Genomic DNA, 21208 nt, shown 5'->3' on the forward strand with positions numbered 1-21208 from the left:
GTGGGGGCGGCCGTGGTGGGGGGTGTGGAGCACACTCAACCGCTTTGGTCTGTACCAGTCAAGGGTGTAGACCAGTCATCCCGGATTGTCCGCCGGACCGCCCGCCGGGGCCCTCAGCTCGCGAACGGCACCTGCCCCGCGGGGACCGCCTCCCTCACGCCCGCCGGATGCCGCCACAGCCCCTGTGCGGCGAGACGCGGGAGCACCCCCTCGCCGAACCAGTACGCCTCCTCCAGGTGCGGGTAGCCGGAGAGGACGAACTCCTCGATGCCCAGCGCGTGGTACTCGCGGATCCGTTCGGCGACCTCGTCGTGGCTGCCGACCAAGGCGGTGCCCGCGCCGCCGCGCACCAGGCCGATGCCGGCCCAGAGGTTGGGGTGGACCTCCAGCCCGTCCCGGCTGCCGCCGTGCAGGGCGAGCATGCGCCGCTGGCCCTCGGACTCGCTGCGGGCGAGTCCGGCCTGCACGGTGCGCACGGTCTCCGGGTCGAAGCCGTCGAGCAGCCGGTTCGCCTCCGCCCAGGCCTGCTCGGCGGTGTCACGGGTGATGACGTGCAGCCGGATGCCGAACCGCAGGGTGCGGCCCTCCCGGGCGGCGAGCGACCGCAGCCGGGCGGTCTTCGCCGCGACCTGGGCGGGCGGCTCCCCCCAGGTGAGGTAGACGTCCGCGTGCCGGGCGGCCACGTCCAGGGCGACGGGCGAGGAGCCGCCGAAGTACACCTCGGGCACGGGGTCGGGCACACGGGCCAGCGCCGCCTCCCGCACGCTCAGGTGCTCGCCGTCCAGGGTGACGGTCCTCCCCTGCCACAGCTCCCGGACGACCCGCAGGAACTCGCCGGTCCGGCGATAGCGGGCGTCCTTGTCCAGGAAGTCCCCGTAGGCCCGCTGCTCGTGGCTCTCGCCGCCGGTGACGACGTTCAGCAGGAGCCGCCCGCCGGTCTGGCGCTGGAAGGTGGACGCCATCTGCGCGGCGAGCGTCGGCGAGACGAGGCCGGGCCGGAAGGCGACCAGGAACTTCAGGCGCTCGCTGGCCTGGGAGACCATCGCGGTGGTCAGCCAGGCGTCCTCGCACCAGGCGCCGGTCGGGGTCAGGGCGCCCACGAAGCCGAGGTGCTCGGCGGCGCGGGCGATCTGGCTCAGGTAGGCGACGGTCGGCGGCCGGTCCCCTCCGGACGGGGAGGCCGGGGTGCCGTGGCCGCCGCCGACGACATGGCGGCTGTCGCCGTTGGTGGGGAGGAACCAGTGGAAGGTCAGGGACACGCGGGTTCTCCGATCGGGGTCGTTCTCGGGGCGTGCGTCACAGCAGGCCGTGGCGGGGCGGCCGGGTCCCGCGGAGCACGTACCTGCCGATGTGCTGGACCTTCCAGCGGACCGGGTCGTGCAGGGTGTGCGTGCGGGCGTCGCGCCAGTACCGGTGCAGGTTGAGCGGGTCCAGGGCCGAGCGGGTGCCGGCGACCTCGAAGAGGGCGCTCGCGACCTCCACGGCGGTGTCGGCGGCGTGGGCCTTCGCGGCGGCCACCGCGATGGACGCCCCGGCCGCCGAGTCGTCGGTGAGGCCGGCCCGGGCCTCGTCCACGGTGCGGGCGGCCTCCCGCAGCAGCGCCTCCGACGCGCGGACGCGCACCTCGAGTTCACCGAACCGCTGGACGAGCAGGGGGTCCTCCGCGGCCGTCCCGAAGCCGCTCTCGAACCAGGGGCGGCTCTTCGTCCGGACGAACGCGGCGGCCTCGGACAGCGCTCCCCGGGCGATGCCGGCGTCGATCGCGGCGTGCAGCAACTGCGCTACTGCGCCGTGCAGTTGAGGGCCCTCGAAGGTGAGGTGGTGCGGGAACACCCGGTCGGCGGGGACCGGGACGTCCGTCAGGCGCACGGTGCCGCTGGCGGTGGTCCGCTGGCCCATTCCGTCCCAGTCGTCGACCACCGTGAGGCCGGGGGCGTCGCGCGGGACGCAGGCGACGTGCAGCCTGTCGTCCCCGGCGCGGGCGAGGACCGGGATCCAGTGGGCGTAGAGGGCGCCGGTGGCGTAGTGCTTGACGCCGTTCAGGACGTACGAGCCGTCCGGCCGGGGTTCCAGGCGGGTGCGGATGTCCTGGACGTGCCGGGTGCCGGCCTCCGACTGGGCGTTGCCGAGCCGCCTCCCGGCGAGCAGCTCGGCGTAGAAGAACTTCTTCTGCTCGTCGGTGCCCTGACGCCCGATCACGTTGGCGTAGACGAAGTGGCTCTGCGGGATCTGCGCCAGACTGGCGTCCGCCGCCGCCAGCAACCGGAAGATCTCCGCGAGGGTCTGACGGCTCACGTCCGCCCCACCGTGCCCGGCGGGGACGGTGACGGCGAGCAGACCGGACGCGGAGAGCCGTTCCACCTCCTCCCGGGGCGGTCTGCGCTCGGCGTCCCGGGCACCGGCGCCCGCGCGGAACTCCTCGGCCAGGGCGGCGGCGACGGCGAGGGCCTCGGCGTCGTCGGCGATCACGTGTGCGGACATGGCGGTCAGCTCGCGGCGGCCAGCGCCGGGACGGGGTTCAGGGCCGCCGAGAACTGGTCGACCACCTGGGCGAGGGCCTCGCCGGCGGCCGGGGCGACGGTCAGCGTGCCGTCCTCGTGCACGGTGATGTCCCTGTCGAGGGTGAACCAGCCCTGCACGACGTGGGCCGCGCCCATGGAGTTGAGGACCGGGCGGAGCGCGTAGTCGATGGCCAGGACGTGGGCGGTGGTGCCGCCGGTGGCCAGCGGCAGCACCGTCTTGCCGGTCAGCGCGTACTGCGGCAGCAGGTCGAGGAGCGCCTTCAGGACACCGGAGTACGACGCCTTGTAGACGGGGGTGCCGACGACGACGCCGTCGGCGCGGGCGAAGAGCTCGCCGGCCTCGACGACGGCCGGGTGCCCGAAGTCGGCGCCGAGCAGCGCCTCGGCGGGCAGGGTGCGCACGTCGAGCGGGATCACCTCGTGGCCCTGCTCGGTCAGCCGCCGGTCCAGGTGGCGGAGCAGACGGTTGGTGCGGGAGGCGGCGGAGGGGCTGCCGGAGACGGACAGGACGATGGCCATGGGATCTCTTTCCGGGTTCTCGGGGGGGGTGTGCGGGGCCGCGGGACGTCGGGGCTTCGGGGCTTCGGGGCGTCCGGGCGGCGGAGGGCGGAGACAGGGGGCGGGGCGCCCGGGCCGGCCGGACGCCCCGGGGCGGTCAGGAGTACCAGGTGGGTTCGGGCAGCTCGCCCTCCAGGACCCAGCGGCCGACCTCGCGGCGCTTGTAGGCGACCGGATCGTGCAGCGTGTGGGTGCGGACGTTGCGCCAGAACCGGTCCAGGCCCTCGGCGGTCGTGGTGGAGCGGGCGCCGGTGACCTCGAAGATCCGGTTCGTGACCTCCAGGGCGACGTCCGTGGCGCGGGCCTTGACGGCGGCCACCCGCACCTCGAAGTCGCCGCGCGCCTGCTCGGTGACCGCGTCGGGGTCGTCGTGCAGCCGCTGTCCCTCGGCGGCGACGGCGTCGGCGAGCGCCTCGACAGCCCAGAGCTTCGCCGTGAGGTCGCCGTAGGTGTCGATGACGTGGGGCTCGTCGACCGCGCGGTCGTGGCCGCCGTGCAGCCAGGACCGCGCCCTGGTGCGGGTGTACGTGGCCGCCGTCTCCAGCGCGCCGGCCGCGATGCCGAGGTAGAAGTTGACGAAGACCAGCTGGATGGTGGGGACGTTGAGGGTGTTGTAGACGCGCGGCCGGAACTCCCTGTCGACGTATCCGGCCGCGGAGGACCAGGGGGTGCGGACGCCGTCGAGGGTGACGCTGCCGCTCTCGGTGAGGCGCTGGCCGATGTTGTCCCAGTCGTCGTGGAAGGTCAGGCCCTCGCTGCCGGAGGGCACGACGGCGAAGACGTGCCGGTCCGTGCCCTCCAGGACACCCTCCAGGACGGTGACGTCGGAGACCCTGCTGCCGGTGGAGAAGGACTTGCGGCCGGTGAAGACCAGGTCGTCGCCGTCCTCGGTGACGACGACGTCCTTGTCCCGCGGGTTGACGGCGCCGCCGAAGAACCAGTGGTTACGGGCGGCCTCGGCCTCGATGTGCTCCCACTGCTCGCGCGTGCCGACCAGGCGGGCGGCCCAGTTCCACAGGTAGTGGTAGCCGAGGAGCTGGCCGATGGAGCCGTCGGCCTTCGCGATCTCCCGGACGACGTGGTAGGCGGTGATCCAGTTCTGGCCTCCTCCGCCGTGCTCGGCGGGGCCCAGCAGGGTGACCAGGCCGGAGTCCTTCAGCAGCCGGACCTCGGCGTGCGGGGTGGCTCCGGCACGGTCGCGGGCGGCGGCGTCGGTGGCGAGGACGGCGGCGACCGCGGCGGCGCGGGCGATCCAGTCCTCGGCGGTGCGCGGGGCGGGGCGGAGGTGCCAGTCGGTGGGGGTGACGGTGCTCATGCGGGTGTCGGCCTCTCTTCTTGTTCTCCGGTGCGCGCGTGCGCGGATTCCGAGGGGGCGGTCAGGCGTGCGCGGGGACGGAGGCGGGCTCCGTGCGGTCGGCGGCCTCCAGTTCGCGCACCAGGGGCAGGACGCGGCGGCCGAAGTACTCGACCTCCTCGTGGTAGTGCAGGAAGCCGAGGAGGAAGAGGTCGACGCCGAGCCGCTTGTACGCGACGATCCGCTCGGCGATCTGCTCCGGGGTGCCGATCAGTCCGGTGCGGAAGCCGTCGTTGTACTGGACCAGGTCCGCGAAGGCGGAGTCCTGCCACATGCCCTTGCCGTCGGCGGTGGACCTCCCCGCCTGCCGGACGGCGGCGCCGAAGCCCTCGACGGCCTCGGTGTCGGCCTTGGCGACGATCTCCCGGAGGGTCTCGCGGGCCTCGGCCTCGGTGTCCCGGGCGATGAGGAAGCCGTTGAGGCCGAACCTCGGGGGCCTCCTCCCGGCCAGGGAGGCGGAGTGGTGGACGTCGGCGATCTGCTCGGCGACCCCGTCGAAGTCCCGGCCGTTGGAGAAGTACCAGTCGGAGACCCGGCCGGCCATGGCGCGGGCGGCGGTGGAGTTGCCGCCCTGGAAGATCTCCGGGTGCGGGCGCCCGGGGGTGCTCAGCGGCTTGGGCTTGAGCGAGAAGTCGCGCAACCGGTAGAAGTCACCGGCGAGTTCGGCATGGTCCTCGGTCCAGACCGAGCGCAGGGCGCGGATGAACTCCTCGGAGCGCCGGTACCGTTCGTCGTGCTCCAGCCAGGGTTCCCCGAGGGCGGTGAACTCGTCCTTGAACCAGCCGCTGACGACGTTGACCGCGAAACGGCCGTGCGACAGGTGGTCCGCGGTGGCGCCCAGCTTGGCGAGGACGCCGGGGTGCCACAGACCGGGATGGACGGCGGCGATGACCTTCAGGCGCCGGGTGGCGAGCAGCAGGGCGAGGCTGAAGGAGGTCGACTCGTGCTGGTACTCGGCGCCGTAACTGGCCATGTAGCGGACCTGGGTGAGGGCGTAGTCGAAACCGTTGTCCTCGGCGAGGACGGCGAGTTCCCGGTTGTACTCGTACCCCCAGTCGGTGCGCTGCTCGATCGTGCTGGTGACCAGGCCGCCGCTGACATTGGGCACCCAGTAGGCGAATTTCAAGGGGTCTGCGGGCATGCGGAACTCCTGTTGCGGAATGCGGGGGGAATTTCGGGCACGCCGAATTCACGAGGCGCCGAAAGGCGTGGAATTCAGGTACGGGGAAGGCGGGCGGCGCACCGCCGGCGGGCCGGCGGGCGCGGCGGAGGGAACGGGCGGCGGATCGGGACGATCAGGCCGCGGTGCGACAGGAGGCACTGGAAACACGCGCGAGGTCGACGTGGCGTCGCCGCGTGAGGTCCAGTCGCATCGTCATGCCGACGATCGTGGCAGCCGCCGATCGGGGCCGTCAAGGAAAACCCGACCGGTCTCGTATCGCGGACCACCGAATTTCACGAAGGCGTGACAGGGAAACCCTTGAACGGGCCGTCCGGGCGCGCGCATTCTGCTGCCGTGCGGACTGAACAACTGGAATACATCGCGGCCGTCACACGGCTGGGTTCGCTGCGCCGGGCGGCCGAGGAACTGCGGCTCTCCCAGCCCGCGTTGAGCGAGACCGTGCGGAACCTGGAGCGTGAGCTGGGGGTCGACCTGCTGGAACGCAGGCGCTCCGGGGCGACGATGAGCGCGGCGGGCCGGGAGCTGCTGCCGCGCATCGTGGACGTCCTGGACGCGGTGGACCGGCTGCGGGCCGCCGCCGGGGAGCAGCACCGCGTCCGCCGCATGGTGCGCGTCGGCACGGTGAACGCGGCGACCGTGCCGCTGCTGGTGCCCGTCGTGCGGGAGTTCCGCGCCGCGCATCCGCTGACCCAGGTCGAGGTGGTGGGGGCGCAGCAGGCGGACATCCACCGGGGGCTGCTGGAAGGGGGGCTCGACCTGGGGCTGGTGAACCACCTGGAGGGTGACGACATGCCGGCCGAGTTCGAGTCCACCGAACTGCTGCGCGGCCGGCCGGTCGTGTGCCTGCGCCCGGACAGCCCGCTCGCCGCCCGGGCGGAGGTGTCGGCGGACGACCTGCTCACCGAGCCGCTGATCGCGATGCGCTCGGGCTACGTGATGCACCGTTACGTGCACCGGCTCCTGGACGGCCGCCTCCCGGCGTTCGCGTACTCCACCGACGGCGCCGAGATGGGCAAGCTGATGGTCGCCGAGGGGCTCGGGGTGACGGTGCTCCCGGAGTTCAGCGTCGTCGGGGACCCGCTGGAGCGGCAGGGCGCGCTCGTGTGCCGGCCCATCGCAGGCGACCGGTCCCGGGTGCTGCTGGCGCTGCGCCGGCGCAGGTCCGCGTCCGTGCCGCTGGCCGCCCGGGCCCTGCACGAGGCGTTCGTGCGGCGGGCCCGGGGGCTGGGCGGTGCGGTCAGCCGTCTTCCGGGGACGGGACCACCACGAGGAACGCGTCCGACTCCAGGTCCATGACGACCGTCGCGGGTTCGCCCTCGGCGCGGTGCCGGGCCGCGCACTCCTCCGCCGGCCAGGACCCGCGCGGGGATCCCGCGGGGAAACGCTCCAACACCTTCGCTCCCGTCACGGCAGTCATGGGGGCGGACACCTCCTGTCGGGCTGTGGCTTCGCGAGCCGTCTTCTTCTCCTGCGGTTTTCCGTACGTTCCGGATGCCCGGGATCGGAACGGACATGTGAGCGGATCCCGCCCCGCTCCGAGAAGGGTCGCTCCCGCACGTCCCCGCGTCCCCGGGCGAGCCGGCCCGGCCACCAGGCGACCGGTCCGAGGTCCAGGGCGAGGGCGGGCACCAGCAGGGCGCGCACGACCAGCGCGTCCAGGAGGACGCCGAAGGCGACGATGAGGGCGATCTGCGCCAGGAAGGCCGGCGGGACCACCCCGAGCGCCGCGAAGGCCGCGGCCGGCACCACTCCGGCCGAGGTGATCGCCCCGCCGGTGCCGACCGGTCCGCGCAGCACGCCCCGGCGGGCCCCGTGCCGCAGCGACTCCTCCCTGACCCGGGACATAGCGCGCGGGTGGCCGCGGGCCGCCGGTCCTCCACCGGGCCGTCCGGGTCGCCGGTCCGCGGCACCGCCGATGCCGAGCCAGACGACGAGCAGCAGGACGGGGACGAGCCGGCGGGCCCGTCGGGCCGAGGCGGCCATCGCTCTCCGGGTGCGGCGGGAATCATCTCGACGAAAAACAATCTCAATTATTGAGCTGTATTGCGGGCACGGCCGTGGACCACACCGGCTCCGCTCATGCGGCCGGCCCGGGAGGGTCAGTGCTGCCCGGAGGCCCCGCGGAGGGCGAGTTCCTCGTTCAGCGCGGTGAGGAACCGCAGAGCGACGGCGAGTTCGGAGTCGTCGAAGCGGGAGAGCGCCGAGCCCGCGGCCTGCGCGAGCGGACGGAAGTACGTCCGGGCCGCCGCCTTGGCGTCGGCGGCGTAGTACAGGTGGACCACCCTGCGGTCGGCGCTCTCCCGGACCCGGGTGACGTGTCCCGCGCGCTCCAGCCGGTCCACGCACGCGGTCACGGCCCCGGAGGTGAGCCCGAGGTGCTCCCTGAGCCGGCCCGGGGTCATCGGCTCGTCCGCGTCCAGGATCGCCGCGAGCGCCTGGACGTCGGTGGCGTGCAGCCCGTTGCGGCCCGCGAAGCCGTGGACCATGCGGTTGATCTCGCCGTTCATCCGGCGCAACTGGACGGCGAAGGCATGGAGGTCGGCCGCCTCCGGTTCCCGGGGTGCGTCGCACCCCGCCGTCCGCCGCTCCGCGTCGTCTGCTCTGGCCACACCGTCACCCTATAGAAGTCCCGGGCGCGTCCGGTTCCGCCCGGGGCGCAGGCGTGCTCCCGTCCGCCGGACGCGGGCACCGGGAAGCCCCTCCGGCCGCCCCGCGGGAAAGGCGCCGTCCGGTCCGGAACCGGACGGCGGTGCGGTCCTTCACCGGCCCGGAGCCGGGCGGGGGCGGAGGCCGACGGCCAACTGCGCCCCGCCGACGAGCACATCACGCCGGCACCGGACCGGGGCGGACCCTACACATAAGGGAAAAATAAGAGCAGAATAAGGATAAACGGCTCTTACCGCATACCGCACCAGAAGCGGTCAGGCCTGCTAGTCGAAGGAGACGACCATGGCCAACGTCTCGCACCCTCGCGGTGACATCACGAGCCATCCCGACGCATCCGAGATGCGGGCACGGTACGACCGTGTGCTCGGCGGTCGTGATGTGGTCCTCGTGGACGGACCGGTGTTCCTGCTCGGTCTGTACTGTGCGGTGTCCCCGTGGATACTCCACTACACGACGAGCCAGCCCGCGCTCGCGACCCACAACCTGATCGTGGGCATCGCGATCGGCGTGCTCGCCCTGGGATTCACCGCGGCCCCGGCGCGCATGTACGGCCTCAGCGGGGCCATGTGCGCCCTGGGCGTGTGGATGATCGTCTCGCCGTGGATCGTCGGCGACGGCCCCGACGCCGGCGTGATCTGGAACAACATCGTCATCGGTGCCCTCACCCTGGCCCTGGGCACGGTCTGCGCCGCCACGGCGGCCAGGAGCGCCACCAGGCCGTAGGCACGGCCGGAAGGAGAGCCGAACGCCGGTCCGCGCCCGCCGCGGACCGGCGTCCTCCCGTCCCGGTCCGGACCGGGACGGCCGCGCGGCCCCTGGGGGCACGCGGGACCGTCCTCACCGCGTCCCCGCGCGCACCACGGCGAGGCCGTCCCGGGCTTCCGGGCGGACCGGGGTCCAGCCCGGCTCCCGTTTCCGCCTTCGCCGTGGACACCCGCAGCGCCGTGGACATCACGTCGTGCGCGTACGGCATCGGCCGCATCGTCCACAGCGGCACGGCCATCGGCCGCGGCAGCCCGAACGCCTCGGCCGCGCACCGGAGGTGGGCACGGAAGCCGAGCGGGGTGGAGTCGGCGACGTCGTACGCCCGCCCCGGGCGCCCGCGCTCCACGGCCGCGACCACCGCGCGGGCGGCGTCGCCGACTCCGGCCCACGGCAGGACCCGGCCGCGGTCGCGGGGAACGGACGGGCAACCGCCGCCCGCGCAGCAGGGGGAGCAGGCCGCCGGTGCCGCCGGGACCGCGGAACAGGCCGAAGCGCAGCGCGACGCCCTCCAGGCCGGGTGACGTGAGGACGAGCCGTTCCTTCGTCCGGACGGCCGCGACGTACCGCTCCCGCGCCGGGTCGGTCCCGCGCGGGCGGTCCCCGTCAGAGGCGGGCCGCCCACTGTTCGTACCAGGTCACGGTGGCGTCCAGGGTCTCCTCCAGCGGCGTCGGCCGTGCGCCGAAGGCCCGCTCGAAGGCCGAGGAGTCCATGATCTGGGGCTCGGTGTGCTGGTAGAACATCTCGGCGTACTCGGCCATGAACTCCTCGTCGAACGGGCCGAAGGGGCGCGGCTCCTCCAGGACCACGACGTTCAGGGGCCGGCCGGTCCGCCTCTCGATCATGGCGTGGATCTCCCGCGTGCTGACGGCGGGCGCCGTGGGCAGGTGCCAGACCCGGCCGTCGCCCCCGGGGCGCTCGCCGAGGGTGGCCAGACCCGCGGCCACGTCCTCGATGGCGGTGTAGCTGTGCGGCAGGTCCAGGTCGCCGAGCCCCAGCACCTCACCGCCGGTGAGCGCGCCCGGGAACACGGCGGCGCCGAGGGAGGAGTTGAGCACGCCGGGGCCGACGAAGTCGGCGGAGCGGCCGAGGACCACCCGGGCGCGGCCCTCGCGGTGCGCGGCGAGGTACCGCTCGTCGAGCGCGGCGCGCATCCGGCCCTTGCGGCTGGTCGCCCGCCACGGCGTGTCCTCGGTCATCACCGCTCCCCCGGTCTCGCCGTACGGGTAGAGCGTGTCGAGGACGACGAGCCGCGCCCCGGAGGCCTCGACCGCGCCGAGCACGGCCTCCTGGACCCGGGGCATGACCTCGGTCTGGAGGTGATAGCCGACGTTGACGCAGTGGTACACCACGGCCGCGCCCGCGGTGGCCGCCCGGGCGCCCTCGGCGGTGCCGACGTCGGCGGCGTACCGCTGGACGCCGGTGAGCGCGGGCCCGTCTCCCCGGCGGTCGACGAGCCGGACGGGGTGGCCGCGGCGGGCGAGTTCCCGGGCGAGGGCGGTGCCGGCGGGACCGGAGCCGAGAACGGCGTGCAGGGCGCGGGAGTCGGTGGCGGCAGCGGACATGACGGTCTCCTCGAGTCGGTGCGCGATCGATCCCCTATCGGCCGTCGCAACAGTTATAGACTCTAACTCTTGCGACTGGCACTAGCAAGAAATGCGGGACCGGACCGTCGTCAGGGCCTGGCGCAAGGAGGAAGGGAGGAGGAGCCGAACACGACCGGCGGCCTGCCGCCCCCGGGGTCATCGCGTGGGCAGCCCCGGGCGGAGATCAAGGAGAGTGCGCTCCGGCAACCGGCGGAGAGCGGTACGCCGACGATGGATCCGGGCACGCCGGAGAGCGCGCGGGCGGTCCCGGCCCGTTCCCGCCGGTCTTCTTCCCGTCGGTCCCCGCCGAGGGCGCGCCGACGGCGGCGGTACGGCCGGGGATCGCGCGGACGACGGCCCGGGCCGCCGGGGACGAGGCGGTCGCGCGGTGGACCCGCCGGAGCGGAGGGGACCACCCTGCCGGAGGCGTGTTCGCCCGAACCCCTCCGCACGAGCGGCCGGCCCGGAGATCGCCGGGCGGTCCACGGGGACGGGCCACGACGGGGCGTGCCCGTGCGCCTCCGCTACCGCACCGGCACGTACACGTACGGAGTCGTCGTGGTCAGGGGGGTGAAACCGAGACGTTCGAGGATGGGACGGCTCTGGTCGGAGGCGTCGACCTGGAGGTAGCGGTAGCCGCGTTCCGCGGCGGCCCGGGCCCGGTGGGCGACCAGCGCGCGGTAGACGCCCCGGCCGCGCCAGGCCCGCACGGTGCCGCCGCCCCACAGTCCGGCGAACCGGGTGCCCGGCACCAGTTCCATCCGGGCCGCGCTGACCGGCTCGTCGCCGGCCAGGGCGAGGACCGCGACGACGGTGCCGGGGTCGGCCGAGAGCCGGGCGAGCAGCTGGTGACGCAGCCAGGACGCGTCGGTGCCGAACGCCTTCTCGTGCACGTCGGCCACCAGGCCGGCGCCCGCCCGGTCGGTGACGGGCACGACGCGGATCCCCTCGGGCGGCTCGGTGTCGAGGGCGAGACCGGTGACCTCGCAGAGCATGAGGGTCTCCTCCGGCTCGGGCGTGAACCCGGCCGCCACGAGCCGCCGCCCGAGGTCCACCGGCAGGTCGTGGCCGTACAGCTTCCACTCGAACCCACGGCCGAGCCCGGTGAAGTACGCGATCTGCTCCGCGATCGCCGCGTCCGCGTCCGCCTCGTCCAGGGCGGACCAGACGACGCCGTTCCAGCCGTGCGCGGGGGCGGTCTGCCGCACCACACCACCGGTGCGCTCGACGCGTGCGCCGGGCCCGTCGGGCCGCGCTCCCTCACGCAGCTCGCGGTCGAACAGGGCGAGTGCCGCGGCATGGTCCATGGGGCCGACTCCACCACGGGTCCGGCGCCGGGGCAAAGGAATTACGGGACCGGCCTCCCTCACGACGGCCGCACGTCCCCCCGCCCGCGGCGGCCTCGCCCCCGCGCGCCCTGAACCTTAGGGTGCTGTCGGTCAAGCCGTCGTGAGGAGGGCCGTCCCGTGGCCGTGAGGGAAGCCGAACTGCCGTACCTGCGCCGCTGTGTGGAGCTGGCGGCCGAGGCGCTGGAGTCCGGGGACGAACCGTTCGGTTCGGTCCTCGTGGCCGGGGACGGCACCGTGCTGGCCGAGGACCACAACCGGGTGGCCTCCGGGGACCGCACCCGGCACCCCGAGTTCGAGCTGGCGCGCTGGTCGGCGGCCCGCCTGACGCCCGGCGAACGGGCCGCCGCCACGGTGTACACCTCCGGCGAGCACTGCCCGATGTGCGCCGCCGCCCACGCCTGGGTGGGCCTCGGGCGCATCGTGTACGTCGCCTCCTCCGAGCAGCTGATGTCCTGGCTCTCCGAGCTGGGGGTGCCCGCCCCGCCGGTGCGGACGCTGCCCGTCGCCGAGGTCGCCCCCGGTGTGGCCGTGGACGGCCCCGTCCCGGAACTGGCCGGGAGGGTCAAGGAGTTGCACCAGCGGTTCCACCGCGCACGCGCCTGACCCGGGGCCCCACCGGGCGGCGGGGCCCCGGGTCAGGCCGTTCCGCCGGGGTTCAGCCGTCCGTCCGCGGACGGGCGCGGCGGTACAGGACGACCCCGCCCAGGAGGAGCGCGGCGCCGGCCGCGAGGGCCGGGGCGGTGCGGCCGGCGCCCGTCTCGGCGAGGGCGGCCGTCTCCCGCGGGGCGGTGTGCGGCACCGGATCGGGGGCCGGCCGCGTGCGCGGCGGCGCGGACGGCTCGGGCTCCGGGCGGTCGGGCCGCTCGCCGGAGGCGTTCACGGACTCGTTGCCGACGGCCGCGTTCCCGACGCCGACCACGTTCACGCTGTTCCCGCTGACGTTGACCGGGAGGTCCACCGGCAGCTGCACCTGGTTGCCGGACGCCACGCCCGGTGAACCGTTCGCGCCGCTCCCGGCCGTCGCACCGCCGGCCCGCCCCGCGGGCCCGCCCCGCTCGCCGGCGTTCTCGTGGGCGTCCTCGTTGACGCAGGTGTTGCCCACGGCGGAGTTGAGCAGGCCCACCGCGTTCACCGTGTTCCCGCACACGTTCAGCGGGGCGTGCACCGGGAGCTGGACGGTGTTCCCGGACACCACCCCGGGCGAGCCGGCCGCGGTGCCCTCCGCCCCGGCGCCGGCGTACGCCGGCGCCGCCACGGCCATCGCGCCCGACGCGGCGACGACGGCGATCACACCGTTTCGGGTGACCCGTCCCATAGGTTCCCTGCCTTCCAGACTTGGTCGCGGGCCCTTGCCCGCACCGGACAGAACGCGGGCACCGCCATCCGGGTTATGGCTCCCCCGTACGGACCCCGGCCCGTTCACTCCATCAGGGGTCCCGCCGTTCGAGGCCCGGGCAGGTGGGGCGAACGCACGGCCGGTGAACACACGGGGGCCGGTGCCGGGCGCGCGGCCGCCCGGCCGACAGGCGGGGGGCCCGGGGCCCGCTTATGGTGAGCGAGGGCGCCGGTTCCCGGCCCGCTGCGGGGCATCCCTGGAGGCATCGATGCTGGCCAAGCCGTCCACGCGACCCTCGGTCCGACGCCGCGCGGTCACCGGCGCGGCCGGGCTGGCCCTGCTGGGTGCGGGGCTGACGGCCGTCGGCGACACGGAGCCGGACCTCGACCGGTTCTACGACCAGAAGATCACATGGGCGGCCTGCAGGAGCGCGGACCTGCCGGAGGACCTGCAGTGCGGGAAGATCACCGTCCCGCTCGACTACGCGGACCCCGGGAAGGGCACCCTCGAGCTGGCCCTCGTCCGCTACCGGGCCACCGGCGACCCGCGGGGCTCGGTGGTGCTGAACTTCGGCGGTCCGGGCGGTTCGGGCGTCCTGGGGCTCGCCTACGGCGGCAAGGAGTTCATGGGTCTGACCGACGACTACGACGTGGTCTCCTTCGACCCGCGCGGCGTCGGCCGTTCCTCACCGGTCAGCTGCGGCACGGAGGCCACCGGCCGGGTGCTGGAGGCGACCAGCGGCGAGAACGTGTCCGACCCGCGCGAGGCGCTCGCGCAGCTGCGCGAGGTGGCCGCCGAGTGCGCCGAGCACTCGGGCCCCGTCCTCTCCCACATCGGCACCGTGAACGTCGCACGCGACCTGGACGTGATGCGCCAGGCGCTCGGCGACCGGAAGCTCAACTACCTGGGCTTCTCCTACGGGACCCGGCTCGGCGCGGTGTACGCGGCCCGGTTCCCGGAGAAGGTGGGCCGGTTCGTGCTCGACGGTGTGGACACGCTGACCGACTCGATGACCGAGCAGGGGCTGACGAGCGCCAGGGGGCAGCAGAAGGCGCTGGAGAGCTTCCTCACCTGGTGCACCGAGGACATCGCCTGTCCGTTCGGGCAGGACGCGCGCGACGCCCGCCGGCAGGTCGTGGAACTGGTCGACTCGCTCGACGAGAACCCGGTGCCGACCACCTTCGGTTTCGAGTTCAGCGGTCAGGATCTCGCCGGAGCCATAGGGCAGGGTCTGTACAGCAAGGAACTGTGGCCGCTGCTGCAGCGGGCCCTCGCGCAGCTGATGGAGGACGGGGACACCCGCGGGGTGGAGGCCTTCGCGACAGGAGGGGGGGCGCTCCCCGCGCCGCAGCGGGCCGACGACCCCCTCGTCGACGAGGAGGAGATACCGCTGGACAACCCGCCGGCGGCGCTGATGGCGGTGAACTGCGCGGACGACCCGGACCGTCCCACCGCCGAGCGGCTGACCCGGGACCTGGCCCGGCTGCGCACCGCCTACGAGGAGGCCTCGCCGGTCTTCGGCCGGTACCGGCTCGCCCAGGTGCTGATGTGCTACGGCCGGCCCAGGGGCACCGACTACATCCGCGAGCGGGTCAAGGACCTCGGCACGCCGAAGATGCTGCTGGTCGGCACCCGGGGCGACCCGGCCACCCCGTACCGCTGGACGGTGGAGACGGCCGAGCGGCTCGGTGACGCGGCGGTGGTGCTGGACAACCGGGGCGAGGGCCACACCGGCTACGGGTCGTCCGAGTGCGTCCAGCGCAAGGTCGACGACTTCCTGCTGTACGGCTCCCTGCCGCCGAGCGGCAGTTCCTGCGGTTCCGGGGAGGACGACCGGGCCTGAACCGCCTGCGCGGATCCCGCGGGGCCGGCTCCGCGGGGCCGGGCGTCCCGCGCCCCCGCCTGCCCCGCCGCCGGCCCGGCACGCGTGCCGCCGCGGCGCCCTCGCGGCCTCCCCGCGCCGGGCACGGGGCCGGCGGGCCGGGTGCGCCGTCACCGGCCGCCCCCTCGCCGGCCCGTGCCGCGGCCGCTCCGGTCCGCGCGCCACAGCCGGGGTTTTTGCCCCAAATGCCGTACCCGGGAATCGGTTCTATGGTGCTGTCATGGAGCACGATCTGAGCCCCGCGGCCCTGGCCGGGCTTCGCCGGCCGCGCCCCTACCCCGCGGTGTCCGTACTGACGCCGACACACCGGCGCGATCCCCTCAACGCGCAGGACGTCGTCCGGCTGCGCAACGCGGTGGGCCAGGCCAAGAAGCAGCTGGAGTCCGATCCCGCGGTCACCCGGGACCGGCGCACCGACGTGGCCCGGCAACTGGACCGGGCCCTGTCCGAGGTCGACCTGACGCACAGCGAGGACGGTCTGATCATCTTCGCGGCCCCGGGCGAGCACCAGGTGTGGTCGCTCGCGCGTTCCGTGCCCGAGCGCGTGGTGCTCTCGGACACCTTCCTGACCCGCAACCTCGTCTCCGCCCACACGGCGGAACGGTCGTTCTGGGTGCTGTCCGCGTCCGCCGACCGGGTCACCCTGTGGAGCGGCGGCGCGGACCGGGTGGCGGAGGAACGCTCCGGCGGTTTCCCGCTGATCCGAAGCGCGGAGAACTTCGACCCGGAGCGGCTGGAGCGGATCGGCGACCAGCCGAGCGCCTTCCGCGACGAACGCACCCGCGCGTTCCTGCGCGAGGCCGACCTCGCGATGGGCGCGCTCCTGCGCGACCACCCGCGGCCGCTGTACGTCACCGGCGAACCGGCCGCGCTGTCCCTGCTGGCCGAGGTCGGCGGCGTGACCAGGAGCGCGGTGCACATCCCGCGCGGCGGGCTCGCGCAGGGCACGCCCGACGCGGTGTGGCAGGCGGTGAAGCCGGCGCTCGAGGCCGAGACCCGCAGGGTCACCGAGGACGTGACCCGGTCCCTGGCCTCCGCCCGCGGGCGCAGGGAGTTCGCGGCCGGGGTCGACGAGTTGTGGCAGAGCGCCCGGGAGGGACGGGTGCGGCTGCTGGCCGTCGAGGAGAACTACCGGATCACGGCGCGCGACACCGGCGACCACCTGGTCATCGCCGAGGACGGCGACCTGGACGCCCGCGAGGACATCGTGGACGAGATCGTGGAGCAGTGCCTGGAGACCGGCGCCGAGGTCCGCTTCGTCCCGGACGGCGCCCTCGGGGAAGCGGACGGGATCGCGGGGGTGCTGCGGTACTGAGGGCGGGGCGCGCCGTCGGCCGGACACGAACAAACGCGTGACCGTCGAACACGCGAGTGGGTTCCGGCGGTGAGCCGACGCTGCGTCACTTCACTTGCGTACCATGGGAGTTGGCGAGAAGAACGGGCCCCACGCGCATACCCCGGAGTAACTCCCGAAGACGGTGGCATATGCCAGGGGCACCGCCTTATCGTGTGTTGCCAAATCCCTTACGGGGCGTGGCGGGCTGTGCAACAGTCGTAACGGTCCCTCCGTCCGCCCGAAGGCCCCACCGTTCCCCATCGGAGTGCGTCATGCCGTCCCACCTCTCCGCGGGCCGCCCAGCCGCCCAGCCGCCAGGAAGCGGCGACGTCGACGCGCTCATCTCGCAGACCCGGCGGCTCAAGGGCGAGGTGGACGCCGTACGACGCGACACACCGGCCGACCGGTCGGACCCGCGGAACCGCTGGCAGCGGGCGCTGTACGACCTGGCGTTGCATCAGCTCGACGACCTGGACGAGCACTTGGCGCAACTGCGGGACGGTCCGCTGCCGGCGGCCGCGGACCGCGCGCCCGCGCCGGCCGCCGCAGCGCACGGCGGGTCCCTGCTCAGCCGGGTCGGCAGCGCGGAGTGGAACCTGCTCACGGACGAGGCGAGCTGGTCCGGGGAGCTGTACCGCATCCTGGGCCGCGATCCGGCCGCTCCCGCGCTCACCCTCGACGAGCTGCCCTCCCTGGTGCACGGCGAGGACCGGCCGAAGCTGACGGCGATGGTCACGGACTGCCTGGTCGACGCCCGGCCCATCGACGGGGAGTTCCGCGTCGTGCACCCGGACGGCGGCGTGCGGACCGTGCACATGATGGGCGAACCGGTACTCGGTGCCGACGGCAGCACCGCCTCGATGTGGGCCGTGCTGCGGGACGTCAGCGAACTGCGCCGCTGCCGGCGGGCGGTGAGCGAGACCCGTGACTCGCTGCACCGCCAGCGGCACGCCGCCGCGCAGACCGAGCACCGGCTCGCGGTCGAGCTGCAGGAGGCCGTGCTGCCACCGTGGCGCGGCTCCCTGCGGCTCCCGCACGGCGGCCCGCGCACCCTGGACCTCGCCGCCCACTACCTGCCGTCGTCGACGAGCACGCCGGTCGGCGGCGACTGGTACGACGCCCTGGAACTGTCCGACGGCACCACACTGCTCAGCGCCGGCGAACTGACCGGGCACGGGGTCGGCGCGGCCACGGGCATGGCGATGCTGCTCGGCGCCGTGCGCGGCATGGCGATGACCGGCACCGAGCCGGGTCCCCTGCTGGCCTGTCTCAACCGGTTGCTGGACGCCACCGTGCAGCCGGTCCTGGGCAGCGCCGTCTGTCTGCGCTACCGGCCCGAGACCCGCTCCCTGGTGTGGGCGCAGGCGGGCCACCCCGCCCCGCTGCTGTTCCGCGACGGGACGGGGCGCACGCTGGACACACCGGACGGCGTGCTGCTCGGGGCCACCTCGGGCGCCTCCTACGGGCAGGCCGAGGTGACCCTCGAGGTCGGCGACCTGCTGCTCCTGCACACCGACGGGCTGGTGCCCGGGCACGCCGGAACCACCGCCGTCCGCCGTCTCCTCGGCCTGGCCGCGCACTTCGCCGAGGCCCGCACCGCGGAGCACTGCGTCCGCACGGTCGTGAAGGAGTTCGGCGAGAGGGAGCGCGAGGACGGCGCCTGCGTGCTCGTGGCCCGGGTCGCCTCGTAGCGGCCCCGAAGGCCCGGGCCCTCACACCTGCGCGCCGGCGCCGCCCTTCCCCCTCGGCTTCGGCAACGCCAGTCTGATCTCCTCCCTGAGCTCCTGGATCCTCGGGTAGGAGGCGTACTCGGCGGTGAGCCGGTACATCTGGCGCAGCCGGTCCCAGGTGCGGCGCGAGGAGTTGGAGCCCATCGACATCAGGGCGAGGCGCGCGTACCGGTCGGCCTGTTCGGGGTCGTCCGCGATGAAGCACGCGGAGGCCATGGACAGATGGTCGAAGATCTTCGACCGCTCCCGTCCGTCGACGCGCAGGGACAGGGCCTTCTCCGCGTAGTGCTGGGCGTGCGCGGCCGCTCCGGGCTCGAACTCGGCCAGCGTGCGGTAGGCCAGGGCCTGCATGCCGTACAGGTCCTCGTCCTTGAAGGTCTGCATCCAGTCCGGCGGCTCCGCGTCGGACCTGTCCGAGACGAACAGGTCCTCGGCGCGGCCCAGGGTGCGGCGCATCGCCTGGCCCTTGCCCATGGACGCCTGCGCCCAGGCCTCGATGGTGTGGAACATCGCCCGGGTGCGCGGCAGCATCTCCTCGCCCGCGCCGGACTGGGCGAGCTTCATCAGGTCCAGGGCGTCGTCGGGCCGGCCCAGGTGCACCATCTGGCGGGCCGCCCGGGACAGTGCCTCACCGGCGCGCGGCCGGTCACCGCCCTCCCGGGCCGCGTGGGCGGCGATGACGAAGTACTTCTGGGCCGTCGGTTCCAGACCGACGTCGTGCGACATCCAGCCCGCGAGGACGGCCAGGTTGGCGGCGACGCCCCACAGACGCCGCTGGAGATGGGGTGGATGACGGTAGGCGAGGATGCCGCCCACCTCGTTGAGCTGGCCCACCACCGCCTTGCGCTGGAGGCCGCCGCCCCGGGCGGCGTCCCAGGCGCGGAACACCTCCACGGAGCGCTCCAGTTCCTCGATCTCCTGCGACCCGATGGGGGCTGCCTCGTAGCGGTCGAACCCGGCGGGGTCGGCGTGCAGGGGGTCGTCGAGGCGTGGAGCGTCGGCGGTCAGGGCCGGATCGGTGTGCAGCCAGTCGTGCATGGCGCTGCTGAGTGCGGATCCCGCGGCGAGCGCGGCGCCCGCGCCCACCAAGCCGCGTCGGTTGAGCATGAGGTCCATTCCCGTGAATTCGGTGAGGACCTCGGCCGTCCGCTCGGGCGCCCACGGCACTCCGTCGGGATGTTCCGTCTTCCCGCCGCGTGGCCGTCTCCCCGTACGCCCGTGCCGGACCAGACCGAGGTCCTCGATGGTCACGACACGGCCGAGACGCTCGGTGAACAGGGCCGCCAGCACCCGCGGTACGGGATCGCGCGGGATCTCTCCCATGTCGATCCAGCGCCGCACCCGGGAGGTGTCGGTCGCCAGCTGGGGGTGGCCCATGGCCGCCGCCTGCCGGTTGACCAGCCTCGCGAGTTCGCCCTTGGACCAGCCGGCCAGGCCGAACAGGTCCGCGAGCCGGGTGTTGGGTTGTCCGCTCACGTCAAGCCCCCAGGTTCTCGGCTGAGTTGACAGTAGCCCGGGCAGAGTTGCCGGGCGACTATTCGCCAGGGTTCGCCAGGGTTCGCCAGATGGTGTGCCAGGGGGCCTCGGGTGTCGAGTAGGAACGCGCCACCACGACCCGGTCGCCGCAGGGACATTCCCCAGGGTGCACCTGGGCGGCCGGGCCGGGTGGTCGACGACATCTCAGGCACACGAAGGGATCTGTATCGCCCATGTACGCAGCATCGTCCTCCGTGTCCGCCCCGCCCCGGCCGCTGCGTCCGCGTCCGTCGGACGGCGGCCCCTACCTCACCCCCGCGCGCCCGGCGACCCCCGTGCTCGGCGCGGGCACGGTACGGCGCCCCGCGGGACCGGGCACCCAGCCGCTCAGCGGCCGGCTCGACCTCTCCGGACCGCAGGGCGCCCGGCTGCGCACGGCGATCGCGTCGGTGCACCGCATCTGCCCGGAGTTCACCCCCGTGCAGGTGCTGCGCCGCAACGGCCGGTCCGTCCTCCTGGTGGGGACCACCGGCCGGAGCACCGCGGTCGCCAAGTGCTTACTGGACCACTCCCCCGCGTGGAGCGAGCGGATCCGCCACGAGATAGCGGCATACCGCTCGTTCGTCCGGCACCGCCCGCCCGTGCGGGCGCCCCGGCTGATCGCGGCGGATCCGGACAACTGCACGCTGGTGGTCGAGCGGATGCCCGGCCGGGTGGCGGCGCTCCAGCGGCACCCGACCGAGGCGCCGCCGCGGGCGGACATCAGGGCGGCACTCGGCGCGATCTGCCGGCTGAACTCCTGGCGGCCGCCGGCCGGGACGTTCGACGCCCCGCTGGACTACGCGGCCCGCATCTCCCGGTACCACGAGCTGGGTCTGCTCACCGACCGGGACATGGGCGATCTGCAGAAGCTGCTGCACGGCATCTCCCTCGCGGCCGGGCGGCAGGGCATGGGCCAGTTCTGCCACGGCGACGCCCTGCTCTCGAACGTCCTGATCTCACCGGCCGGTCCCGTGCTGGTGGACTGGGAGCACGCGGGCTGGTACCTGCCGGGCTACGACCTGGCGACGCTGTGGGCGGTCCTCGGGGACGCGCCGGTGGCACGGCGCCAGATCAGCCAGATCGCCCAGTCGGCGGGCCCCGCCTCGCGTGACGCGTTCCTGGTGAACCTGATGCTCGTGCTGACCCGCGAGATCCGTACCTACGAGACGGCCGTGCAGCGCTCGATGCACGACCCGGCCCCGGCGGCACCGGGTGCGGCCCACCCGGGCGCCGCACCGTCCGGCGAGGAACAGCGGCTGCTGCTGCGGCGGCTGCACGACGACTGCCAGCTGGCCCGCCGGGCCGTGCGCGCGGCGGTCGGCACTCGCTGACGGGGGCGACGGTCCGCGGCGCGCTCCGACAGAGGCGCGCCGCGGACCGTCGTGTGTCCGCACCCGACGGCCTTCGGGCCGGAGCCACCGGTG

General features: G+C 74.2%; 19 protein-coding genes and 1 pseudogene. 8 read left to right on the forward strand and 12 right to left on the reverse strand.

What is annotated here, in order from left to right:
* Positions 1–113: 113 nt before the first annotated feature.
* The 5 genes from GL259_RS05380 to sfnG form a co-directional block, all read right to left on the reverse strand.
* On the reverse strand, positions 114–1259 hold the full coding sequence (locus tag GL259_RS05380; protein ID WP_159529666.1) for an LLM class flavin-dependent oxidoreductase: 1146 nt from the start codon (positions 1257–1259) through the stop codon (positions 114–116).
* 37 nt (positions 1260–1296) lie between these two features.
* Positions 1297–2481, reverse strand: coding sequence for an SfnB family sulfur acquisition oxidoreductase (locus GL259_RS05385; RefSeq protein ID WP_159529668.1), 1185 nt, complete (start codon positions 2479–2481; stop codon positions 1297–1299).
* 5 nt (positions 2482–2486) lie between these two features.
* Positions 2487–3041, reverse strand: a complete 555-nt coding sequence (gene ssuE / locus GL259_RS05390) for an NADPH-dependent FMN reductase (protein ID WP_159529670.1) — start codon at positions 3039–3041, stop codon at positions 2487–2489.
* Between the two features lie 136 nt (positions 3042–3177).
* Positions 3178–4395: an acyl-CoA dehydrogenase family protein gene (locus GL259_RS05395; protein ID WP_159529672.1), complete on the reverse strand. Its 1218-nt coding sequence runs from the start codon at positions 4393–4395 to the stop codon at positions 3178–3180.
* A gap of 61 nt (positions 4396–4456) precedes the next feature.
* Complete coding sequence (gene sfnG, locus GL259_RS05400; RefSeq protein WP_159529674.1) at positions 4457–5575, reverse strand: dimethylsulfone monooxygenase SfnG; 1119 nt, start codon at positions 5573–5575, stop codon at positions 4457–4459.
* Positions 5576–5950: 375 nt separating this feature from the next.
* On the opposite strand from sfnG, the gene GL259_RS05410 reads away from it, so the two are divergent.
* The gene (locus GL259_RS05410; protein WP_208026439.1) at positions 5951–6913 is read left to right on the forward strand and encodes a LysR family transcriptional regulator; all 963 of its coding nucleotides are present in this window, start codon (positions 5951–5953) and stop codon (positions 6911–6913) included.
* On the opposite strand, the gene GL259_RS38565 is transcribed toward GL259_RS05410, so the two are convergent.
* The 3 genes and pseudogenes from GL259_RS38565 to GL259_RS05425 all read right to left on the reverse strand — a co-directional run bounded on the left by GL259_RS38565 (position 6855) and on the right by GL259_RS05425 (position 8226).
* On the reverse strand, positions 6855–7034 hold the full coding sequence (locus GL259_RS38565; RefSeq protein ID WP_159529678.1) for a hypothetical protein: 180 nt from the start codon (positions 7032–7034) through the stop codon (positions 6855–6857). The two genes, GL259_RS05410 and GL259_RS38565, sit on opposite strands and share 59 nt — an antisense overlap.
* A 146-nt stretch (positions 7035–7180) precedes the next feature.
* Positions 7181–7462, reverse strand: a pseudogene (locus GL259_RS05420) (MMPL family transporter); the annotation flags it as partial.
* Positions 7463–7716: 254 nt separating this feature from the next.
* The gene (locus GL259_RS05425; protein WP_159529680.1) at positions 7717–8226 is read right to left on the reverse strand and encodes a MarR family transcriptional regulator; all 510 of its coding nucleotides are present in this window, start codon (positions 8224–8226) and stop codon (positions 7717–7719) included.
* Between the two features lie 340 nt (positions 8227–8566).
* Between GL259_RS05425 and GL259_RS05430 the strand changes: the two genes are divergently transcribed.
* Positions 8567–9007, forward strand: a complete 441-nt coding sequence (locus GL259_RS05430) for an SPW repeat protein (protein WP_159529682.1) — start codon at positions 8567–8569, stop codon at positions 9005–9007.
* 203 nt (positions 9008–9210) lie between these two features.
* The gene (locus GL259_RS05435; protein WP_159529684.1) at positions 9211–9570 is read left to right on the forward strand and encodes a hypothetical protein; all 360 of its coding nucleotides are present in this window, start codon (positions 9211–9213) and stop codon (positions 9568–9570) included.
* 82 nt (positions 9571–9652) lie between these two features.
* On the opposite strand, the gene GL259_RS05440 is transcribed toward GL259_RS05435, so the two are convergent.
* A complete protein-coding gene (locus GL259_RS05440; RefSeq protein ID WP_159529686.1) occupies positions 9653–10612 on the reverse strand; it encodes an NAD-dependent epimerase/dehydratase family protein in 960 nt (319 codons plus the stop codon).
* 545 nt (positions 10613–11157) lie between these two features.
* On the reverse strand, positions 11158–11940 hold the full coding sequence (locus tag GL259_RS05445) for a GNAT family N-acetyltransferase (RefSeq protein ID WP_159529688.1): 783 nt from the start codon (positions 11938–11940) through the stop codon (positions 11158–11160).
* A 159-nt stretch (positions 11941–12099) separates the two neighbouring features.
* Between GL259_RS05445 and GL259_RS05450 the strand changes: the two genes are divergently transcribed.
* On the forward strand, positions 12100–12585 hold the full coding sequence (locus GL259_RS05450; protein WP_159529690.1) for a nucleoside deaminase: 486 nt from the start codon (positions 12100–12102) through the stop codon (positions 12583–12585).
* A gap of 52 nt (positions 12586–12637) precedes the next feature.
* Here GL259_RS05450 and GL259_RS05455 read toward each other — a convergent pair whose 3' ends face one another.
* Complete coding sequence (locus tag GL259_RS05455; protein WP_159529692.1) at positions 12638–13297, reverse strand: chaplin; 660 nt, start codon at positions 13295–13297, stop codon at positions 12638–12640.
* Positions 13298–13586: 289 nt separating this feature from the next.
* Here GL259_RS05455 and GL259_RS05460 point away from each other — a divergent pair, with 289 nt between their 5' ends.
* The 3 genes from GL259_RS05460 (at position 13587) to GL259_RS05470 (ending at position 18227) form a co-directional block, all read left to right on the forward strand.
* On the forward strand, positions 13587–15161 hold the full coding sequence (locus GL259_RS05460; protein WP_159529694.1) for an alpha/beta hydrolase: 1575 nt from the start codon (positions 13587–13589) through the stop codon (positions 15159–15161).
* A 259-nt stretch (positions 15162–15420) separates the two neighbouring features.
* The gene (locus GL259_RS05465; RefSeq protein WP_159529696.1) at positions 15421–16515 is read left to right on the forward strand and encodes a chemotaxis protein; all 1095 of its coding nucleotides are present in this window, start codon (positions 15421–15423) and stop codon (positions 16513–16515) included.
* Positions 16516–16808: 293 nt separating this feature from the next.
* Positions 16809–18227 carry a SpoIIE family protein phosphatase gene (locus GL259_RS05470; protein ID WP_159529698.1) on the forward strand — a complete coding sequence of 473 codons (1419 nt, stop codon included), beginning with the start codon at positions 16809–16811 and terminating at the stop codon, positions 18225–18227.
* 21 nt (positions 18228–18248) lie between these two features.
* On the opposite strand, the gene GL259_RS05475 is transcribed toward GL259_RS05470, so the two are convergent.
* A complete protein-coding gene (locus GL259_RS05475; RefSeq protein ID WP_159529700.1) occupies positions 18249–19742 on the reverse strand; it encodes a hypothetical protein in 1494 nt (497 codons plus the stop codon).
* 233 nt (positions 19743–19975) lie between these two features.
* Between GL259_RS05475 and GL259_RS05480 the strand changes: the two genes are divergently transcribed.
* Entirely contained in the window at positions 19976–21115 is a 1140-nt protein-coding gene (locus tag GL259_RS05480; protein WP_159529702.1) for an aminoglycoside phosphotransferase family protein, read from the forward strand.
* Positions 21116–21208 lie beyond the last annotated feature (93 nt).

The organism is Streptomyces sp. Tu 3180 (assembly GCF_009852415.1).
Lineage (GTDB): Bacteria > Actinomycetota > Actinomycetes > Streptomycetales > Streptomycetaceae > Streptomyces.